This is a genomic window from Gordonia sp. ALPHA1B1 (assembly GCF_005502615.1).
GTDB lineage: Bacteria > Actinomycetota > Actinomycetes > Mycobacteriales > Mycobacteriaceae > Gordonia > Gordonia hongkongensis.
Genome location: NZ_SCOC01000001.1, coordinates 119,161 through 138,862 on the forward strand (window position 1 = coordinate 119,161; position 19,702 = coordinate 138,862).

General features: G+C 69.6%; 15 protein-coding genes. 11 read left to right on the forward strand and 4 right to left on the reverse strand.

What is annotated here, in order from left to right:
* Positions 1-4: 4 nt before the first annotated feature.
* Positions 5-1,531: a DNA polymerase IV gene (locus FFS52_RS00540; RefSeq protein WP_265966486.1), complete on the forward strand. Its 1,527-nt coding sequence runs from the start codon at positions 5-7 to the stop codon at positions 1,529-1,531.
* A 60-nt stretch (positions 1,532-1,591) separates the two neighbouring features.
* Here the strand turns inward: FFS52_RS00540 and FFS52_RS00545 are convergent, their stop codons facing one another.
* Positions 1,592-2,617 carry an asparaginase gene (locus tag FFS52_RS00545; RefSeq protein WP_078112840.1) on the reverse strand — a complete coding sequence of 342 codons (1,026 nt, stop codon included), beginning with the start codon at positions 2,615-2,617 and terminating at the stop codon, positions 1,592-1,594.
* Positions 2,618-2,955: 338 nt separating this feature from the next.
* Here FFS52_RS00545 and FFS52_RS00550 point away from each other — a divergent pair, with 338 nt between their 5' ends.
* On the forward strand, positions 2,956-3,432 hold the full coding sequence (locus FFS52_RS00550) for a hypothetical protein (RefSeq protein ID WP_171011519.1): 477 nt from the start codon (positions 2,956-2,958) through the stop codon (positions 3,430-3,432).
* A 71-nt stretch (positions 3,433-3,503) separates the two neighbouring features.
* On the opposite strand, the gene FFS52_RS00555 is transcribed toward FFS52_RS00550, so the two are convergent.
* Positions 3,504-4,451 (reverse strand): hypothetical protein, encoded by a 948-nt coding sequence (locus FFS52_RS00555; RefSeq protein ID WP_078112843.1) that lies wholly within the window; start codon positions 4,449-4,451, stop codon positions 3,504-3,506.
* A 40-nt stretch (positions 4,452-4,491) separates the two neighbouring features.
* Between FFS52_RS00555 and lspA the strand changes: the two genes are divergently transcribed.
* The 5 genes from lspA to FFS52_RS00580 all read left to right on the forward strand — a co-directional run bounded on the left by lspA (position 4,492) and on the right by FFS52_RS00580 (position 11,886).
* Positions 4,492-5,145 (forward strand): signal peptidase II, encoded by a 654-nt coding sequence (gene lspA, locus FFS52_RS00560; RefSeq protein WP_249356492.1) that lies wholly within the window; start codon positions 4,492-4,494, stop codon positions 5,143-5,145.
* A complete protein-coding gene (locus FFS52_RS00565) occupies positions 5,138-6,064 on the forward strand; it encodes an RluA family pseudouridine synthase (protein WP_078112878.1) in 927 nt (308 codons plus the stop codon). Before lspA ends, FFS52_RS00565 begins: the two co-directional genes overlap by 8 nt.
* Before the next feature lie 98 nt (positions 6,065-6,162).
* Complete coding sequence (locus FFS52_RS24020) at positions 6,163-7,734, forward strand: serine/threonine-protein kinase (protein WP_137808492.1); 1,572 nt, start codon at positions 6,163-6,165, stop codon at positions 7,732-7,734.
* Positions 7,735-7,952: 218 nt separating this feature from the next.
* Complete coding sequence (gene dnaE / locus FFS52_RS00575; protein WP_137808493.1) at positions 7,953-11,504, forward strand: DNA polymerase III subunit alpha; 3,552 nt, start codon at positions 7,953-7,955, stop codon at positions 11,502-11,504.
* 112 nt (positions 11,505-11,616) lie between these two features.
* A complete protein-coding gene (locus FFS52_RS00580) occupies positions 11,617-11,886 on the forward strand; it encodes a hypothetical protein (protein ID WP_040526130.1) in 270 nt (89 codons plus the stop codon).
* Here FFS52_RS00580 and FFS52_RS00585 read toward each other — a convergent pair.
* Positions 11,829-12,794 (reverse strand): SMP-30/gluconolactonase/LRE family protein, encoded by a 966-nt coding sequence (locus FFS52_RS00585; RefSeq protein WP_109237667.1) that lies wholly within the window; start codon positions 12,792-12,794, stop codon positions 11,829-11,831. The two genes, FFS52_RS00580 and FFS52_RS00585, sit on opposite strands and share 58 nt — an antisense overlap.
* 206 nt (positions 12,795-13,000) lie before the next feature.
* Between FFS52_RS00585 and ilvA the strand changes: the two genes are divergently transcribed.
* The gene (gene ilvA / locus FFS52_RS00590; RefSeq protein ID WP_137808494.1) at positions 13,001-14,380 is read left to right on the forward strand and encodes a threonine ammonia-lyase IlvA; all 1,380 of its coding nucleotides are present in this window, start codon (positions 13,001-13,003) and stop codon (positions 14,378-14,380) included.
* Positions 14,381-14,435: 55 nt separating this feature from the next.
* Here the strand turns inward: ilvA and treZ are convergent, their stop codons facing one another.
* The gene (gene treZ, locus FFS52_RS00595; protein ID WP_223258847.1) at positions 14,436-16,304 is read right to left on the reverse strand and encodes a malto-oligosyltrehalose trehalohydrolase; all 1,869 of its coding nucleotides are present in this window, start codon (positions 16,302-16,304) and stop codon (positions 14,436-14,438) included.
* A gap of 166 nt (positions 16,305-16,470) precedes the next feature.
* On the opposite strand from treZ, the gene FFS52_RS00600 reads away from it, so the two are divergent.
* From FFS52_RS00600 to FFS52_RS00610, 3 genes are all read left to right on the forward strand, one after another.
* Complete coding sequence (locus FFS52_RS00600) at positions 16,471-17,715, forward strand: IS256 family transposase (RefSeq protein ID WP_068970330.1); 1,245 nt, start codon at positions 16,471-16,473, stop codon at positions 17,713-17,715.
* Positions 17,716-17,968: 253 nt separating this feature from the next.
* Positions 17,969-18,826 carry an ABC transporter permease gene (locus FFS52_RS00605; protein WP_040526072.1) on the forward strand — a complete coding sequence of 286 codons (858 nt, stop codon included), beginning with the start codon at positions 17,969-17,971 and terminating at the stop codon, positions 18,824-18,826.
* Position 18,827: 1 nt separating this feature from the next.
* Positions 18,828-19,697, forward strand: a complete 870-nt coding sequence (locus FFS52_RS00610; RefSeq protein WP_006898406.1) for an ABC transporter permease — start codon at positions 18,828-18,830, stop codon at positions 19,695-19,697.
* Positions 19,698-19,702: the final 5 nt, after the last annotated feature.

The window sequence follows — 19,702 nt, forward strand, 5'->3', positions numbered from 1 at the left end:
GGAGGTGTCACGCCTCGAACCCGAACCGCCGCGCCCGGTCGGTGCGGTGTCGGGGCGGGGGTCCGAACGCAGCCCACGCTGGGTGATGCACCTCGACATGGACGCGTTCTTCGCCTCCGTCGAACAGCTCACCCGCCCGACGCTGCGCGGCCGCCCGGTACTGGTCGGCGGGTCCGGTGGGCGCGGGGTGGTCGCCGGCGCCAGCTACGAGGCGCGCGTGTTCGGTGCCGGCTCGGCGATGCCGATGCACCAGGCGCGTCGGCTCATCGGGCCGAGCGGCGTGGTCATCCCGCCGCGCGGATCGGTGTACAGCACGGTCAGCAAACGTGTCTTCGGGATCGTGCGCGAGGCTGTTCCGGTCATCGAGACGCTGTCGTTCGACGAGGCGTTCGGCGAGCCGGAGGAACTCGCGGGGGCGACCGTCGACGCGGCCCGCGAGTTCGCCGAGGAGCTTCGATCCCGGATCCGGAGCGAGGTCGGACTCGCCGCGTCGGTCGGGCTCGGAAGCGGCAAACAGCTCGCGAAGATCGCCTCGGGGATGGCCAAACCCGATGGGGTGATGGTGATCCCACCGTCCGGCCAGCTGGAGTTCCTGCATTCGCTCCCGGTCCGCAAGCTGTGGGGCATCGGGCCCGTGTCCGGCGATCGGCTGGCGCGGCTGGGGATCGCGACCATCGGTGACCTCGCGGCGATGTCGCCGGTCGAGGTGGCCTCCGTGCTGGGCGCCACCGTCGGTCCCGCGTTGCATCGCCTTGCCCACGGCATCGACGACCGGCCGGTCGCCGAACGTGCCTCCTCGAAGCAGATCAGCGCCGAGTCCACCTTCGCCGAGGACATCGTCGAACTCGACGCGCTGCGTCCCGCCATCCGCAAGGCCGCCGCCGGCGCTCACCGCCGACTGCTCACCGACGGCCGGGGAGCGCGCACCGTCGTACTGAAACTGAAGAGATCCGACATGTCGATCCTGACGCGCTCGGCGACGACCGCGGCGGCCACCACCGACTTCGACGACCTCGAGCGGACGGCGCAGCGGCTCGCGCTCGATCCGCGTTCCATCGGGGCGATTCGCCTTGTCGGCGTCAGCTTCTCGGGGTTGACCGCGGTGCAGCAGTACGCCCTCTTCGACGAGCTGGGCAGCGAGGGACCGGCCGATGTCGAGACCACCCACCACGACACCGCCGCAGGCCACGGTGCGGCAGCGGGGGGCGGCGCCGAGGTGGCGACGTCACCGGACCCGGCCGGGGCCGAGGCGTCGGCCGTCCAGATAGCTGACTCGGCGCCCGAACCCCCGCGGTTCGCGCCGGGAGGGAGTTCGATGCCGGTCGGCCGCTTCGGCCCCGGCGCCGACGTGACCCACCCCGACCACGGGCACGGCTGGGTTCAGGGGAGTGGACACGGGGTCGTGACCGTGCGATTCGAGACCCGCACGAGCGGGCCGGGGCGCACGCGCACGTTTCCGGTCGACGATCCGAACCTCCGTCCGGCGGATCCGCTCGACAGCCTCGAGTGGGATCTTCCGGGCGACGGTTGACCGATCGGGCACGGTATCGACCGGCCGTGACCGCCACCCGGCGGGTGCCGGTGGCAGCAATCAGTCCTGTTGTGCGACAAAGAAATCGGTGATCAATTCGAGATCGTGACCCGAGGTCAGCAGTGCGATGAGCGCCATGCGCGCCTGCGGTGCGCGCAGCCAGGGTGACACGATCGCCCCGGCCCGCCGCAGATCGACTGCGCCGCCGCCCCCGCCGTAGGTCGCGGTCACCTCGCCGTACGGGACGCGGCTGGTGACGACGACGGTCACCCCGCGCTGGACGGCGAGTGCCACCTCGGCGGTGATGTCCGGGTGGGTGTTCCCGGAGCCGGTCGCCGCGAGGACCACGCCGGCGGCGTTCTGCGCGACGGACGCGGCGATCAGTCCCGGTGACACGCCCGGGTAGAGGGTGAAGGCATCGACGCGTGCCGGCCGGCCCACCGGTACCGGTCCGGCGAGCACTCGTCGCGGCACCGGCGGGTCGTCGGCCCGACGGGTGCCCTGCACGGTGTCGAAGGCCGCCGGGTCGGTGGTGGAGACCTTGAACAACCCGCGTGCCGGCAGGAGCCGGCCCCCCATGGCCACGAGGACTCCTCGACCGCGAGCGGCCGGGTCGTCGATCGCGGCCAACGCGGCGGCGAGATTCGACGGCCCGTCGGCGCGAGGAGAATCAGACGGCAGCATGGCCCCGGTGAACACGACCGGCCGCTCGTCGGCGGCGTACAGGTCGGCGAGGTAGGCCGTCTCCTCCATCGTGTCGGTCCCGTGCGTGACCACCACGCCGCGGACGGCGGGGTCGGTCAGGGCGTCGGCGATTGCGCGGACCACCGCGAACTGGTCGGCGACGGTCATCGCGGAACTGTCCACCGACATGAGGTCGACGGTGCGGGTGGCCGACGGAGTGCGCGACGTCCCGTCGTCCCCGGCCCCGATGTCGGTCCCGATGGTGACTTTCCCGGCGGCGGAGAGGAGAGCGGCCGAGCCGAGCGCCGGGACCGCGCCGTCGTCGGTGGTCTGGGCGGCGATCGTGCCTCCGGTGCTGATCAGCACGGTGACTCCGGCGGCCGCGGGCGGGGTGCCTGTCATGGTGCCCAAGGGTCACCGGAACCAGGTCGGCCCGTCAAGCGTTGCCTGCTCGGCGCCGCCGGCCGGACGGATCGTCGACGCGTGTCGCCGGGCACCGGGGACCCCTGGTGCCTGCCGTTTGGCATAGTGGTGTGGGCCGTCGCCGGGGGGAACCCGGCACACACGTCCGGCTGGGGGTACACCCCGGCAGACACGTCCGGTCGGGTCGAACCCGGCAGACACGTCCGGCATCGCGGTACGAGAGCGCCCGCCGGCGCACCCCATGCCCGAGAACACAGTGAGGGAGATCGTTGAAGTATCGGAAGTTTCTGGGCGCGACCATGATCGCGGCCGCGTTGATGACCACCGTCGCGGCCTGCGGGAGTGACGACAGCGACGCCCCGCCCGCACCGACACTCACCAGCACCACCGCCGCCGCGAGCGGCGATGGCTCCGAGATCACCGACGGCAGTAACCCGCCGTCGATTGCCGCCCTCAACGAGATGGTGGATCAGGCCGTCGACCCCGACATCCCGCGGGCCGAGAAGGTCGAACTGGTCGAGGGTTCGGAGAAGGACCCGGCGATCTTCGACGAGCTGGTCAAGGCGCGTGCCGAGAACTCCGACGTCGACTGGGTCCTCGTCAACCCCGTGATCAGCGCCGGCCCGAACAAGGCCCGCGTCAAGGTCCGGATCGAGACCGCGGGCAACCCGCCGACCAACGCCGAGTCGACCATCGTCTTCGACGACGGACGCTGGAAGCTCTCGAACGAGACCGTGTGCAACCTCCTCGGCCTCTACCAGGTCGAGAGCGCCATGTGCGCTCCCGCGAGCTGACCACTCGCCGCACAGCATGATCCGCGGCCCCGCGTCGCCGACCGAAGTCGGTGACCCGGGGCCGTCGGCGTTCAGCGCCAGGCCACGGCCAGTCCGGTCCGCTGCACCAGCGGCCGGTTCGGGTCCGCGCCGACCAACTCGCGGGCGCCCCGATAGGTGGCCTCGCCGGCGATGGGCAGCCCCCGGGTCAGGTCGACGGTCACCGACCCCTGACCGGAGTAGCTGTAGCGGCTGATGGTGAGGCTGTCACTGCCGCCGGGGATCGCGAACACCGAGTTCACCGGGGTCTCGTCGGCGGTGTACTCGATGGTCAATCGGTTGCCGTCCCAGGCGGTGAGCCGTGCCTCGATGGTCTGGGTGACGGTCGCCGCGGCCGCGATCACCCGCTCGCTCCGCCACGTCGCACCCACCGCGACCGGTTCGGTCGGGAGCACGACCGCGGCGTTGAACGCCGACACCAGCGCCTGCTCGACCGCCAGTCGCGCCTCGCCGCCGGCCGGCTCCGGCGGCGCGATCCGCAGCGACACCGGCGCCAGGCCCGGACCGAGCGTGAGACCGGCTTTCGCGCCGGCCATCGCCGACAGTTCGTCGTTCAGCGTCGTGTCGGGGGACGTGACCGTGCCGAGGTCGAGTTCGAGGTCGGCGGGGTCGGCGCACTCGAACCGCGCGGTCAGCGGCATCTCGACGGTCTGCGCGTCCGAGGTGCCCGGCGACGCAACCTCCGAGGTCGTCACCAGGGTCACCGACTGGGCGGTCGCGACGTCCGGCGCGGCCGTCGGCACGCGGCGCTCCCCGGTTCCCGCGTCGACGATCGTCACCGTTGCCGGTGCGATCGGGACCGGCGCCGCACCGGCGGCGCGGGACGGCGAGTCGGTGCTGCAGCCCGCCGATGTGCTCGCCGTAGGAGCGCCGGGCGTCTCGTCGGGACCCGATGCGCATCCCGCGACCAGTACGGACAGCGCGGTCACCGCCCCGATCGACGAGACGACGGACCGGAGGCGACGGGGATGCGGGGACACGGGTAGCCAGCGTATTCGACGTGTCGTGGACAATGATGCTGTGGATGACCAACCCCTGACGGATCGAGAGCACGTGGACCCGCACGACCGTGTCGAACCCGGGGCCGACCGCCGACCCGACGACACCGACGCCGCCGCACGTCCCGGCCGCCGGGTGCCGACGGCGACGATCGTGGTGCTCGGCGTCGCGCTCGTGGTCCTGGGACTCGACCAGCTGACGAAATCGATCGCGGTCGCCGCGATCGACCCGATGCGCCCGGTGGAGATCATCGGCGACTTCGTCACGCTGCGTCTGGTCCGCAACAGCGGCGCGGCCTTCTCCATGGCCACCGGATACACCTGGGTGCTATCGATCATCGCCCTGGTGGTCGTGCTCGTGATCATCCGCTACAGCAGCCGGCTGCGCTCCTGGTGGTGGGTGGCGGGGCTGGCCCTCGTGCTCGGCGGCGCCATCGGCAACCTGACGGACCGCATCTTCCGTGCCCCGCAACCACTTCAGGGCCATGTCGTCGACTTCGTGTCGGTGGGGTGGTGGCCGGTGTTCAACGTCGCCGACTCCGCCGTGGTGTGCGGCGCGATCCTCCTGGTCGTCCTCTCCGCGCTCGGTTTCGACTACGACGGCACCCGCACGGGCTGGGCGGCCCGCCGTGAGCAGCGCGACCCGGCCGGCACCGAGGGCGGCGCGCATGCGTGAATCGCGGTTCCTGCCGGTGCCCGACGGCCTCGACGGGATGCGCGTGGACGCCGGTGTCTCCCGGATGCTCGGGCTGTCGCGCACCGTCGTCGCCACCCTGGCCGAGGAGGGCGACGTCGTCGTCGACGGCGTGGCGGTGGGGAAGTCGCACAAACTCGCCGCGGGCACGATGCTGCACGTCACGCTGCCCGAACCGGAGGAGCCGCTGCGCGTCGAGCCGACCCCGGTCGAGGACCTCGAGGTCATCTACCACGACTCCGACATCGTCGTCGTCGACAAGCCGGTGGGTGTCGCCGCGCATCCCTCGCTGGGCTGGAGCGGCCCGACGGTCATCGGGGCCCTCGCGGCTGCGGGTTTCCGGATCTCGACCTCGGGAGCGCACGAACGTCAAGGGATCGTCCACCGTCTCGATGTCGGCACGTCGGGGGTCATGGTGGTCGCGGTGTCCGAACGGGCGTACACGTTGCTCAAGCGGGCGTTCAAACAGCGGACCGTACACAAGGGTTACCACGCGCTCGTCCAGGGGCACCTCGATCCGCCGTCGGGGACCATCGATGCGCCGATCGGCCGCCACCGCGGCAACGACTGGAAGTTCGCGGTGACCGCGAACGGCAAACCGAGTGTCACCCACTACGACACCCTGGAGATGTTCGCGTCGGCGTCGCTGCTGGACGTTCACCTCGAAACCGGTCGCACACACCAGATCCGGGTTCACTTCTCGGCCCTCCACCATCCGTGCTGCGGTGATCCCACGTACGGCGCCGATCCGGTGCTGGGCAAGAAGCTGGGTCTGGAACGCCAATGGCTGCACGCGCGGTCGCTCGGGTTCGCCCATCCGGCCGACGGCCGACAGGTGGAGTTCACCTCGTCATACCCCGAGGACCTGCAGCACGCGCTCGAGGTCCTGCGCGCGACCTGACCTCACGAGGCGCCGGGAGCGGAGCGAGCGGGCCTGAGGCCTCCCGCGACCAGGCCGTTCGATCGACTATTTCCGAGACACACCGCTAGATTGGGGGAGTGCTCGAGCCGGGAACCCTCGTCGCCGGGTACCGCGTCGAACGGGTACTCGGCAGCGGCGGCATGGGTGCGGTCTTCCTCGCCCGGCATCCGGAGCTGCCCCGGTACGACGCCCTGAAGGTGCTGAAGGCCTCGGCCGGGCTCACGGACAGCAACTTTCGCCGGCGGTTCCTGCGTGAGGCGGAGGTCGCGGCCACGCTCGACCACCCGAACATCGTCACCGTGTTCAACCGCGGACGTGCGAGTGTGCCGGTGGCGTCGAGGCCGGACAAGTCGGCGGAGGCCGATCTGCTCTGGATCGCCATGCAGTACGTCCCGGGAACCGACTGTGCGCGCGAACTCGCCGGACGCGGCCGCCTCGCCCCGCGTCGCGTGGTGCACATCGTGTCGGAGGTGGCGCGGGGGATCGACCACGCCAACCGGCGCGGACTGCTGCACCGCGATGTGAAACCCGCCAACATCTTGCTCGCCGAGGTCGACGAGGATTCGTCGTTCGACGAGCAGCGGGTCCTGCTGACCGACTTCGGGGTCGCCAAACTGTCCGACGAGACCGAGGCGCTCACCTCGGTCGGCACGGTCCTCGCCACGCTGTCGTACGCGTCGCCGGAGCAGCTGACGGGTCGTCGACTCGGTGGCCGGACCGACCAGTATTCGCTGGCGGCCACCACTTTCCACCTGCTCACCGGACGCGTGCCCTTCGACGACCGCGACAACGGCGCCGTCATCGGAGCACATCTGAAAGAACCCGTACCGCGGGTTTCCGAGCTCGTGCCCGGACTCTCGCCCGACGCCGACGCGGTCATCGCGCGTGCGATGGCGAAGTCCCCGGACGAGCGCTTCGCCAGCTGCCGGGAGTTCGCCGATGCGCTGGCGACGGGTCTGCGGAACGTGCGGCCGAGGTCGGCCGCCGACCTCGACGCGGAGACGGTCCGCGGCCTCCCCGGTCGGATGGCCGGCGGCGCCGTCCCGGGTCCGCGCACGCCGGACATGCCGGGACGGTTCGACCGGCCGACACCGCCGCCCGCCGGTCGCGCCGCGACCCCCGACCGACCACCCGCGGAACGTCGATCACGGCCGGGGCCGGCCGAGCCCCGCCGACCCGGGCCCGGCCGTCCCGCGGCGAACGTGGACCCGGCACATGAAGCGACGCAGCGCGCGGCCCCGGCGCGGGGCGGTCCTCCGAACGCCCCACCGGGTGCGGCCACGCCGTCCTCCGGCCCCGCGCCGGGCTCGCGGGTGCCCGGGCGCGGCCCGAGATCGAGGCCGACGACCGGTGCCGATCCGGCGGTGTGGCAGCACCTGCCGTCGAATCCGTTCCGGCAGAGCAACGACCACCTGCGGCCCGACCGGAGCCGCCCGGGCGGCGTCGGCCCGACACCGGCCGGCACCCCGCCGCGCGGCCTGGATGCCGCGGGACCCGGCGGGCTGCCCGGTCAGGGTGCCCGGGGCTGGGCCGGGCCGGCGGGTCCGACTTCATCGACGCCGTCGTCGTCGAACCGGTTGCCCATCGTGCTGGCGATCGTCGCCGTGGTGTTGCTGGTCGCGATCGTCATCGTGTTCATGGCCCTGTGAGCGCGGTGAGCGAACCGGCTCCGCTACCACAGCTGTCCCATCCGTCACGACGCGGAGTGGGAGCCCGGCGGTGTCGGTGCACGCGCCTAGAGTGGACCCGGACTCGGACCCGCCCGACCGCCTTCGGGCGCACTCTCCGGGTGCCGATGACCGCCGACCGAACCGACATCTGACGACTGACCCGACATCTACCGACTGATCTCGACAGAAGAGGCGCCGTGACGGACTCGTTTGTACACCTGCACAACCACACCGAGTACTCCATGCTCGACGGTGCGGCGAAGGTGTCCCCGTTGTTCGCCGAGGCAAAACGTCTGGGGATGACCGCGATCGGCATGACCGACCACGGAAACATGTTCGGCGCCAGCGAGTTCTACAACACGGCGGTCAAGAACGACATCAAGCCGATCATCGGCATCGAGGCCTACATCGCCCCCGGCTCGCGATTCGACACCAAACGAATCCAGTGGGGCACCCGCGATCAGAAGAGCGACGACGTCTCCGGCTCGGGTGCCTACACCCATATGACGATGGTCGCCGAGAACGCGACCGGGCTGCGCAACCTGTTCAAGCTGTCGTCCCTCGCGTCGATCGAGGGGCAGCTCGGCAAGTGGTCGCGGATGGACGTGGACCTGATCGCCGAGCACGCCGAGGGGATCATCGCGACGACGGGATGCCCGTCCGGTGAGGTGCAGACCCGGCTCCGGCTCGGCCACGACCGCGAGGCGCTCGAGGCCGCGGCGAAGTGGCAGGAGATCTTCGGCAAGGACAACTTCTACCTCGAACTCATGGAGCACGGGCTCGAGATCGAGCGGCGTGTGCGCGACGGTCTGCTCGAGATCGGTCGCAAGCTGGGCATCAAGCCGATCGTCACGAACGACTGCCACTACGTGACCAAGGAGCACGCCGCGGCGCACGAGGCGCTGCTGTGCGTGCAGACCGGCAAGACCCTCTCCGATCCGACCCGGTTCAAGTTCGACGGCGACGGTTACTACCTGAAGTCCGCGGCCGAGATGCGCGAGCAGTGGGACTCGATCGTCCCCGGGGCGTGTGACAACACCCTGGAGATCGGCGAGCGCGTCGAGTCCTACAAAGAGGTCTTCACCCACCGCGACCGGATGCCGGTCTTCCCGGTCCCCGACGGCGAGACGCAGCAGACGTTCCTGCGCAAGGAGGTCGCGAAGGGACTCGCGGAGCGCCGTTTCGCCGGCACCGAGGTGCCCGAGGAATACCTGCAGCGCGCCAACTACGAACTCGACGTCATCATCCAGATGGGGTTCCCGGCGTACTTCCTGGTCGTCGGCGACCTCATCCGGCACGCTCTCGAGGTCGGCATCCGGGTGGGTCCGGGTCGTGGCTCGGCGGCCGGCTCGCTGGTGGCCTGGGCCCTGGGCATCACCAACATCGACCCCATCCCGCACGGACTGCTCTTCGAGCGATTCCTCAACCCCGAGCGTGTGTCGATGCCCGATATCGACATCGACTTCGACGACCGTCGTCGAGGCGAGATGGTGCGGTACGCGACCGACCGGTGGGGCAGCGACAAGGTGGCCCAGGTCATCACCTTCGGCACCATCAAGACGAAGGCCGCGATCAAGGACTCGGCGCGCGTCCAGTTCGGTCAGCCGGGTTTCGCCATCGCCGACCGCATCACCAAGGCGCTGCCGCCGCCCATCATGGCCAAGGACATCCCGGTCTGGGGCATCACCAACCCCGAGCACGAGCGGTACAACGAGGCCACCGAGGTCCGCACGCTCATCGAGACCGATCCGGACGTCAAGAAGATCTACGACACCGCCATCGGTCTGGAAGGCCTGATCCGCAACGCGGGCGTGCACGCCTGCGCGGTCATCATGTCGTCGGAGCCGCTGACCGATGCAATCCCGGTGTGGAAGCGCGCACAGGACGGCGCGATCATCACCGGATGGGACTATCCGTCATGTGAGGCCATCGGCCTGCTGAAGATGGACTTCCTCGGGCTGCGCAACCTCACCGTCATCGGTGACGCCCTCGAGAACATCAAGCTGAACCGGGGCATCGACCTCGACCTCGACGCGCTGCCCCTCGAAGACCCCAAGACCTACGAGCTCCTCGCCCGCGGCGACACGCTCGGCGTGTTCCAGCTCGACGGCGCGGCCATGCGCGAGCTGCTGAAGATGATGCAGCCCACGGGATTCGAGGACATCGTCGCCGTCCTGGCGCTGTATCGCCCGGGTCCGATGGGCGTGAACGCCCACACCGACTACGCCAAGCGCAAGAACGGTCTCCAGGAGATCCGGCCGATCCATCCGGAGCTGGAGGAGCCGCTCAAGGAGATCCTCTCCGAGACCTACGGTCTGATCGTCTACCAAGAGCAGATCATGCAGATCGCCCAGAAGGTCGCCGGCTACTCGCTCGGACAAGCAGACCTGCTGCGTCGCGCGATGGGCAAGAAGAAGAAGGAGATCCTCGACGAGGCCTACGACGGCTTCGCAGAGGGCATGCGCCAGAACGGCTTCTCTCAAGAGGCGATCACCGCGCTGTGGGACACCGTCCTGCCGTTCGCCGGGTACGCGTTCAACAAATCGCACGCCGCGGGCTACGGACTGGTGTCGTTCTGGACCGCCTACCTCAAGGCGAACTATCCCGCCGAGTACATGGCCGGTCTGCTGACCTCGGTCGGCGACGACAAGGACAAGGCCGCGATCTACCTGGCCGACTGTCGCAAGCTCGGCATCACCGTGCTGCCGCCCGATGTCAACGAATCCCAGCGGAACTTCGCCGCGGTCGGCAAGGACATCCGGTTCGGCCTGGCCGCGATCCGCAACGTCGGGTCCGGGGTCGTCGGGTCGATCATCTCGGCGCGTGAGGAGAAGGGGAAGTTCACCAACTTCTCCGACTACCTCGGCAAGATCGACGTCACCGCGTGCAGCAAGAAGGTGACCGAGTCACTGATCAAGGCCGGGGCGTTCGACTCACTGGGTCACCCGCGCAAGGGCCTGTTCCTCGTGCACGGGGAGGCCGTCGAATCGGTCATCGGTACCAAGAAGGCCGAGGCGATCGGCCAGTTCGACCTCTTCGGTGGAGCGGGGGACGACGACACTGCAGACCCCGGGCTGGCCGAGGTGTTCGCGGTCAAGGTGCCCGAAGAAGAGTGGGACACCAAGCACAAGCTCGCCATCGAACGAGAGATGCTGGGGCTCTACGTGTCCGGCCACCCGCTGAGCGGTGTCGAACACGCGATCGCCGCGCACACCGACACCTCCATCACGACGCTGCTCGAGGGGAACGTCGCCGACGGCGCCCAGATCACGATCGGCGGCATCATCTCCTCGGTGACCCGGCGCGTGAACAAGAAGGGCGAGCCGTGGGCGGCGGTGACCCTCGAGGACATGGTCGGCGGCGTGGAGGTCTACTTCTTCCCGCGCGCCTACATGGCCTACGGCATGGACATCGTGGCCGACAACATCGTGCTCATCAAGGCGCGCGTGAACATGCGTGAGGACAGCATGATGATCAGCGCCAACGATCTCGCGGTCCCGGACCTCGAGACCGCCGGCGCCACCAAGCCGGTGTCGCTGACGCTGTCGGCGCGGTTGTGCACGCCCGACCGGGTCCAGGCGCTCAAGCAGGTGCTGACCCGTCACCCGGGCATGGCCGACGTCCACGTCACTCTCGTCAGCGACAAGAAACAGACCCAGCTGAAGCTGACCGAGTCGTTGCGCGTGGCTCCGAGCTCCGCGCTGATGGGCGATCTCAAGGCGCTGCTCGGACCGAGCTGTCTGAGCTGATCGGCAGTCCGTCACCGAAGTTTTCGGTCGACCGAAACTTTTCCTTCGCCGAGCGCTATACTCGTGGCCACGACCATGAAGGACGTGCCCGGCGAGGGGAGTGTGTTCGCTGATGACCACGATGATCGGCACCAACGCGTACCGACCGGCCCGTCGCGCCCGCGCCACGGTCGAGGTGTTCGGGGTCCGCTGGCCGGCCCACAAGGCACACGCCGTTCTGGCGGGAGTGGTCGCCGCGCTGGCGACGCTGGTGATCTTCGGCTCGCCGCAGGCCTCGGCCTGGGTGTCGGCGGTCGTCGTGCTCGCCGTGTGGTGGGGCGAACGCTACCTGGCGGGAAACGCGGCCGTGGCGCCCCGGTCGAATCCGCCCGGGATCTCGTAGATCCGGCCGTCGAAGCCGGCGCGGAACAGCCTTCCCGCCGAGAAGCCCTGCGTGCCACGGCCGTAGGAGACCACGCTCGACGTCGGCAGTCCGCTCGCGAGCACGCAAAGGCGTCCCGGTGAGGAGATCCGCACGATCTCGCCGGTGGCGTTGAACGGAACGATCGGGCGGTCCCGCGAGTCCAGCGTCAGGCCGTCGGGAGTCGACGCCGCGCCGACGCTCAGCAGGCTCTGCACAGTGCGCGGGTTCGTCGTCGATATGCGGCTGACGCCGGGGTTCACGAAGGTGCGCGAGACGTACAACCAGTTGTCGTCGCGGCCGAGGACCGCGCCGTTCGCGCTCGGCAGCGATCCCCATGCCGCATTCACCGAGCCGCCCGGGGCGACCCGACCGATGAGATTGCCGAAGTCGTTGGTGGCATAGACATTTCCCCGTGCCGAGACGTCCATTCCGTTTGCGGCCGACAGCCCGCTCACCCAGGGGCGGAACGCGCGGGTGCCGACGTCGAGGCGCCCGATGGACGCGTGCCGGAGCACGTCCCCGGCGATCACCCGCGGATCGGCGCCGTAGCCGACGAGCAAGGTGCCGTCCGGGGTCCAGGCGAGCGCACCCGCGCCGCCGTCGGGGACCCGGGCGATCGGGACCGCCGGCGCACCCGGCCGGGACAACCGGAACACCCGCCCGGAGATCAGGTCGGTGGTGTACAGACGGCCCGACGCATCGACCGTCAGGCCTTCGAGCGCGGCCCCGGGGATCGAGCCCACGAGACGTGCGGGCGCTGCGCCGGGGCACGAGGGGGCGGCGCCTGCGGGCGCGGTGCCGATCGCGCTCACGAGTCCGGCGGCGACCGCCATGGCCGCCGCGGCGGCGACGACCTTCGTGCGGGACGGGATGCGCAGGCTTCTCATGGCTGCTCCTACAGATCGCGGGTCGTGGGCACCGTCCTCGCCGTGGCGGCGGGTGGGCTCGGTCGGGGTGGGCTCGGTGGGGTGGGCTCGGTCGGGGTGGCTCCGCCCGGGTACCCAACCGTCGCACCCGGAACACCTCGTGAGCACATGTGGACCTCCGTCCTGCGCGCACCCGGTCAGAAATCCGCCGAGAGCGCAGTGAGAACATGGACTTCGTGAACACGCACGACGCCCAGGCCCCTGCTCACGGTTCGACGCTGTCGGTCGACAGCATCGAGGCGGCGTCGACCCGAATCGCCCCGGCGGTGGCCCGGACCCCGCTCGACCAGTGCCCTCGGCTGTCGGCGTCGGGCGCGGAGATCTACCTCAAGCGCGAGGACCTGCAGGCGGTCCGTTCGTACAAACTGCGCGGTGCCTACAACGTCATGGCCCAGCTCACCGACGAGGAGCTCGCGCGCGGAGTCGTGGCCGCCAGCGCCGGCAACCACGCCCAGGGCGTCGCCTTCGCGTGCAAGTCGATGAAGGTGCACGGCCGCATCTACGTGCCGACGACGACGCCGAAGCAGAAGCGCGACCGGATCATCTGGCACGGCGGCGAATACGTCGAGCTCAAGGCCATCGGCGAGACCTACGACGCCGCCGCGGCGGCCGCGCAGGCCGATGTGATGAGCACCGGCTCCACCTGGATCCACGCCTTCGACGACCCGCGGACGGCGGCCGGTCAGGGCACCATCGCGCGCGAGATCGTCGAACAGCTCGGCCGCGTGCCCGACGTCGTGGTGGCTCCGGTCGGGGGCGGCGGCTGCCTCGCGGGGATGGCCACCTACCTGCGCGGGATCTCCGAGGAGGTGTCGATCGTGGGCGTCGAGCCGACCGGCGCGGTGTCGCTGACCGCGGCCCTCGTCGACGGCGGACCCGTCACGCTCGACGCGATCGACCCGTTCGTCGACGGCGCGGCGGTCAAGCGGATCGGGACGATCGGGCATCGCGTGATGGCCGACCTCGGCGCCTCGGTGAGCGACCACCCGATCCTCGCGTCGATCACCGACGCCCCGCAGACCCGAATCGTTCCCGACGAGCGGATCTCCCCGAAGCCGGGTTCGGCGCACATCCTGCACGTCGACGAGGGCGCGATCTGCTCGGCGATGCTCGAGCTCTACCAGAACGAGGGCATCATCGCCGAACCCGCGGGCGCGCTCGCGGTCACCGCGCTCGACAAGCTCGACCTGCCCGCCGGCGCCACCGTGGTGTGCCTGATCTCCGGCGGCAACAACGACGTGTCCCGCTACGGCGAGATCATCGAGCGCTCCCTGGTCCACCGCGGGCTCAAGCACTACTTCCTCGTCGACTTCCCGCAGGAGCCCGGCGCACTGCGTCGCTTCCTCGACGAGGTCCTCGGACCCGACGACGACATCACGCTGTTCGAGTACGTCAAGCGCAACAACCGGGAAACCGGGGCCGCGCTCGTCGGCATCGAGCTCGGCCGGCCGGAGGACCTCGGTGCGCTGCTCGACCGGATGGCGCACTCGCGGCTGCACTGCGAGCGTCTCGAACCCGGGTCGCCCGCCTACGAATACCTGACCTGAGCGCTGCCAGGCGATGTCGTGAACCCGAAGCCGCGGCGGGCGCGGCCCCGGGCGGTCAATCCGCCGCCACTCCGACGATCACGTTGTGTCCCGGCGAGATCCCGTCCGGCGCCGGCGGTTCCCAGGCGAGCCGGACGTCGAGCCGGCGGGGGAGCGCAACCGGGTCCTCACCCGGGACGACGAACACCCACCAGTCGCCGCGACGCATCGCGAACCAGCCCGCGTCGAATTCGGCGGCCACGGAGTCGAATGCCGGATCGTGCAGGGCCGGTTCGGCCTTCCGCAGCGCGATGAGGGAGCGGTAGAAGTCGAGGAGACGGGCGTGCTCGGGACCGTCGGGTTCCGACCAGTCCAGTTTCGACCGGGTGAAGGTCTCCGGGTCCTGCGGATCGGGGACGTCGTCGCGATCCCACCCGTGCTCGGCGAACTCCGACTTGCGGCCCTCGGCGGTGGCGCGGCCGAGATCCGGTTCCGGGTGGGAGGTGAAGTACTGGAACGGCGTTCGCGCGCCCCACTCCTCGCCCATGAACAGCATGGGGGTGAAGGGGGACAGCAGCACCAGCGCCGCCTTGATCGCCAGCTGCCCTCCGTCGAGGTACTCCGACGGCCGGTCGCCGACCGCGCGGTTGCCGATCTGGTCGTGGTTGCAGGTGAAGGCGAGCAACGACGAGGCCGGCACCAAGTCGGTGGGGATCGGCCGGCCGTGGTTGCGCCGCCGGAACGACGAGTACGTGCCGTCGTGGAAGAACCCTCCGGTGAGCACCTTCGCCAGGCACTCGGCGCTGCCGAAATCGGCGTAATAGCCCTGTCGCTCGCCGGAGACGAAGGTGTGGATCGCGTGGTGGATGTCGTCGTCCCACTGCGCGGTGAGTCCGTATCCGCCGTCGGCGCGCGACATGACCAGCCGCGGGTTGTTGAGGTCGCTCTCGGCGATCAGCGACAGCGGCCGCCCGAGCCGGGCCGCCAGCGCATCGGTGGCGGCGGCGAGTTCCTCGAGGACGTGGACGGCGCGTTCGTCATGCAGCGCGTGCACGGCGTCGAGCCGCAGCGCGTCGACGTGGAACTCGGTGAACCACCGCAGCGCGGTCCCGGCGATGAACGCGCGCACCTCGTCGGAGTCGGGACCGTCGAGGTTGACCGACGAGCCCCACGACGTCGTGCCGGTGGACAGGTACGGCCCGAACTCCGGTAGGTAATTGCCCGACGGGCCGAGGTGGTTGTAGACGACGTCGAGCACCACGCCGAGGCCGCGGGCGTGGCAGGCGTCGACGAACCGGGCGAGCGCGGCCGGGCCGCCGTAGGCCTCCTGCACCGCATACCAACCGACCCCGTCGTACCCCCAGTTGTGGGCTCCGTTGAAGGCGTTGACCGGCATGAGCTCGACGAAGTCGACCCCGAGGTCGACGAGGTGGTCGAGGCGCGCGATCGCCGAGTCGAGCGTCCCGGCGGGGGTGAAGGTGCCGACGTGCAGTTCGTAGACGATCGCGCCGCGCACGTCGGCGCCGCCCCACGAGTCGTCGGTCCACGTCGTCTCGTCGACGGTGAACAACGCGGACAGCCCGTGGACGCCCTCGGGCTGGCGGACCGAGCGGGGATCGGGCCGGACCGCGCCGCCGTCGATCGAGAAGCCGTACCGGAGTTCGGAGACGGGCACGGCGCCGATTCCGTCGGGGACGCCGTCGGGTAGCCACCACCCGTCGGGCTGCCGGCGCATCGGGTACGACGACGTCGGGGAGTCGGGGCCGGTGGCGACGGCGAGTGCCACCGACGCGGCGCCCGGCGCCCACACCCGGACCTCGTCGACGCCCCGAGGCGGGACGAACGGCTCGAGATCGGAGCGAAGGGGCAGTTTCGCCCGTCGCTGGTCGATCGTCCAGGTTAGGGTCTTCTCCACACCGGGGGACTCACGGTCGCCTACGCCCATTCGTGCACGGTATGTCGAACCCGACTCCCGCGCAGGGTTGCGTCCATGAAGATGGTGTACGAACCGGACCTGAACGAACTGGCCGGCGTGTCGTAGCCGCACGAAAGACGGTCACCGCGTGATTCTTCGAGAGAGCTACCAACTCGACTCGACGAAAGAGCACGCGATGACCACTGCCCACGATATCGACCTCCGCCAGCTTGTCGAAGACCGACTCACCGGCGCCAGCCCCGACCTGCTGCGCGAGCTGCTGACGATGTTCATCCACGCCCTGATGAGCGCCGAAGCCGACGCCCTGTGCGGCGCGGGCTACGGCCAACGCTCCGACGAACGCGTCAACGTCCGCAACGGCTACCGGCATCGGGACTTCGACACCCGCGTCGGCACCCTCGACGTGGCCATCCCCAAGCTGCGGCAGGGTTCGTACTTTCCGGACTGGCTGCTGCAGCGGCGCAAACGCGCCGAACGTGCCCTGACCTCGGTCGTTGCGACCTGCTACCTGCTCGGCGTCTCGACCCGAAGGATGGAGAAACTCGTCGACACCCTCGGGATCACCTCGCTGTCGAAGTCCCAGGTCAGCGTGATGGCGAAAGACCTCGACACCCAGGTCGAGGCCTTCCGGAACCGACCCCTCGATCAGGGGCCGTACACGTTCGTCGCCGCCGACGCCCTGGTCCTCAAGGTCCGCGAGAACGGACGGGTGGTCAACGTACACGCCCTGGTCGCGGTGGGGGTCAACGGCGACGGCTACCGCGAGATCCTGGGGCTGGACGTCACCTCCGCCGAAGACGGCGCCGGCTGGCTGACCTTCTTCCGCGGGTTGGTCGCCCGAGGCCTGTCCGGGGTGCAGTTGGTGACCTCCGACGCCCACGCCGGCCTGGTGTCCGCGATCGGCGCCACCTTGCCCGGCGCGTCCTGGCAACGATGCCGGACGCACTATTCGACCAATCTCATGGCGGTGACCCCGAAGTCGTCGTGGCCCTGGGTGAAGACACTGCTGCACTCGGTGTACGACCAGCCCGACGCGGATTCCGTGCACGCACAATACGATCGAGTGATCGATGCCCTCGAAGCCAAGCTGCCGAAGGTCGCCGAGCACCTCGACGCCGCCCGGGTCGACCTGTTGGCGTTCACCGCGTTCCCCAAGCAGATCTGGCGGCAGATCTGGTCCAACAATCCCCAGGAGCGGCTCAACAAGGAGATCCGCCGTCGGACCGACGTGGTCGGTATCTTCCCGGACCGCACCGCTCTGATCCGACTTGTCGGAGCGGTGCTCGCCGAACAGCACGACGAGTGGATCGAAGGCCGCCGCTACCTCGGACTCGACGTACTCGCCCGCTCCCGCACCGACACGCCCACCGACAGCGTCACCGAAGACACCGAGGAGGTGACACCGGCCTTGACCGCCTGACCCACCGACGAGGAATCACGCGACGACGTCGTACACCACCTCACGGGACTTGACCCCCGCGCAGACCGGCGCTACTGTGACCCCACACACAACTGAGACGCGAAAGCGGGGTATATTACGGCGACGCTCATGCCCGTCGGGGGCACGTCGAGCAGATACGCCGGACGGTGTGCGCGAGGACGAAGTGGTCCTCGCGGACATCATGGCCTGACACGGCCGGTGAACGGGGTAAGCCGAGACGCAAGGGTAGGGATTGAGCACAGACGCTGTGACCTCTGAGCAGGAGGAGGTCGGCCGGAAGAGGCCGAATGCGCTTCGCGCGTGGTTCGACAAGCACGTCGTGGCCTCGTTCGACACCTTCGGACGACAGCTGGGCATGTTCGTCGAGGTGTTCCGCACGCTCTTCGCCGACATCGCCAAGCGGCGCTTCCCCTTCGGCGAGTTCGTCCGCCAGTGCGCGTTCATGGCCTCGACCTCGGTCTTCCCGACGCTGCTGGTCGCCATCCCGATCGGCGTCATCGTCTCGATCCAGGTGTCGAACATCGCCGGTCAGGTCGGCGCGACCTCGTTCTCGGGCGCGGCCACCGGCCTCGGCGTCATCCGTCAGGGCGCGCCCCTGGTCACCTCGCTGTTGCTCGCCGGCGCGGTCGGCTCGGCCATCGCGGCCGACCTCGGCTCCCGCACGATCCGCGACGAGATCGACGCGATGAAGGTGATGGGCGTCAACCCCATCGAACGTCTCATCTCGCCGCGCCTGCTCGCCACGATGGTGGTCAGCTTCCTGCTCTGCGGCTTCGTCTGCTTCGTCGGCTTCATCACCGGCTACGTCTTCAACGTCTACTTCCAGGGCGGCACCCCCGGTAGCTATACGGGCACCTTTGCGTCCTTCGCGACGACGTCCGACCTGATGTTCGCGCTGGCCAAGGCCGTCATATTCGGCGCGATCGTGGCGATCGTCGCCTGCGATCGCGGCCTGTCGACGAAGGGCGGTCCGGCCGGCGTGGCCAACTCGGTGAACGCGGCGGTGGTGAACTCGGTGCTGTTGCTGTTCACCGTGAACGTCATCCTGACGCAGCTGTTCGCGATCCTCTTCCCGGCGAAGGTGGTGTGAGATGACCGCGTCACGGTATGTGCCACCGGTCCTGAAGCCGGTCGAGGCGGCCGCCAAGGTCGTCTATCACGCGCCGCGCAACGGCCTCGCGGCGATGGGCCACCTGATCACGTTCCTGGTCAGGTCGATCGGCGCCGTCCCGCTGGCCTTCCGGCAGTACAGCTCGGAGGTGTGGCGTCTGTTGTCGGACGTCGCCTGGGGCAACGGCGCGATCGTCGTCGGCGGCGGAACCGTCGGCGTCATGGTGATCCTCGGCGTGATGGGCGGGGCGACCGTCGGCATCGAGGGGTACACGGCACTCAACCTGCTCGGCATGTCGCCGGTGACCGGCGGCCTGTCGGCGTTCGCGACGACCCGCGAGATCGCGCCGCTGCTCGCCGCGACCGCATTCACCGCGCAGTCCGGGTGCCGGTTCACCGCCCAGCTGGGTTCGATGCGCATCGCCGAGGAGATCGACGCGCTCGAGGCCATCGCGATCCGGCCGCTGCCGTACCTGGTGACCACGCGCATGTGCGCCGCGGTGCTCGCGATCATCCCGCTCTATTCGGTGTCACTCGCCGCGAACTACCTCGCGTGCGAGGTCATGTTCATGCTCCAGAGCGGGCAGGGCGCGGGCACCTACCTGTACTACTTCCATTCGTTCATCCTGTCGTGGGACATGGTGTTCTCGTTCATCAAGGTGATCGTCTTCGTACTGCTGACGACGTTCATCCAGTGCTACTACGGATACTTCGCCGCTGGGGGGCCCGAAGGTGTGGGAGTTGCCGCCGGACACGCAATCCGACTCGCGATCATCGTCATCGTGTTCGCGAACCTGATCATGACGCTCGTCTTCTGGGGCACCTCGCCCGGAATCCAGATCTCGGGATGAGGGGG

Bases quoted from the DNA above. Each gene is read 5' to 3' on its own strand.
- FFS52_RS00600 (WP_068970330.1), top strand. From the start codon at position 16,471: ATGACCACTGCCCACGATATCGACCTCCGCCAGCTTGTCGAAGACCGA.
- FFS52_RS00550 (WP_171011519.1), top strand. From the start codon at position 2,956: ATGACCACCGTCGCGGCCTGCGGGAGTGACGACAGCGACGCCCCGCCC.
- treZ (WP_223258847.1), bottom strand. From the start codon at position 16,304: ATGGGCGTAGGCGACCGTGAGTCCCCCGGTGTGGAGAAGACCCTAACC.
- ilvA (WP_137808494.1), top strand. From the start codon at position 13,001: ATGGACTTCGTGAACACGCACGACGCCCAGGCCCCTGCTCACGGTTCG.
- FFS52_RS00565 (WP_078112878.1), top strand. From the start codon at position 5,138: ATGCGTGAATCGCGGTTCCTGCCGGTGCCCGACGGCCTCGACGGGATG.
- FFS52_RS00610 (WP_006898406.1), top strand. From the start codon at position 18,828: ATGACCGCGTCACGGTATGTGCCACCGGTCCTGAAGCCGGTCGAGGCG.
- FFS52_RS00580 (WP_040526130.1), top strand. From the start codon at position 11,617: ATGACCACGATGATCGGCACCAACGCGTACCGACCGGCCCGTCGCGCC.
- FFS52_RS00585 (WP_109237667.1), bottom strand. From the start codon at position 12,794: ATGAGAAGCCTGCGCATCCCGTCCCGCACGAAGGTCGTCGCCGCCGCG.
- FFS52_RS00545 (WP_078112840.1), bottom strand. From the start codon at position 2,617: ATGACAGGCACCCCGCCCGCGGCCGCCGGAGTCACCGTGCTGATCAGC.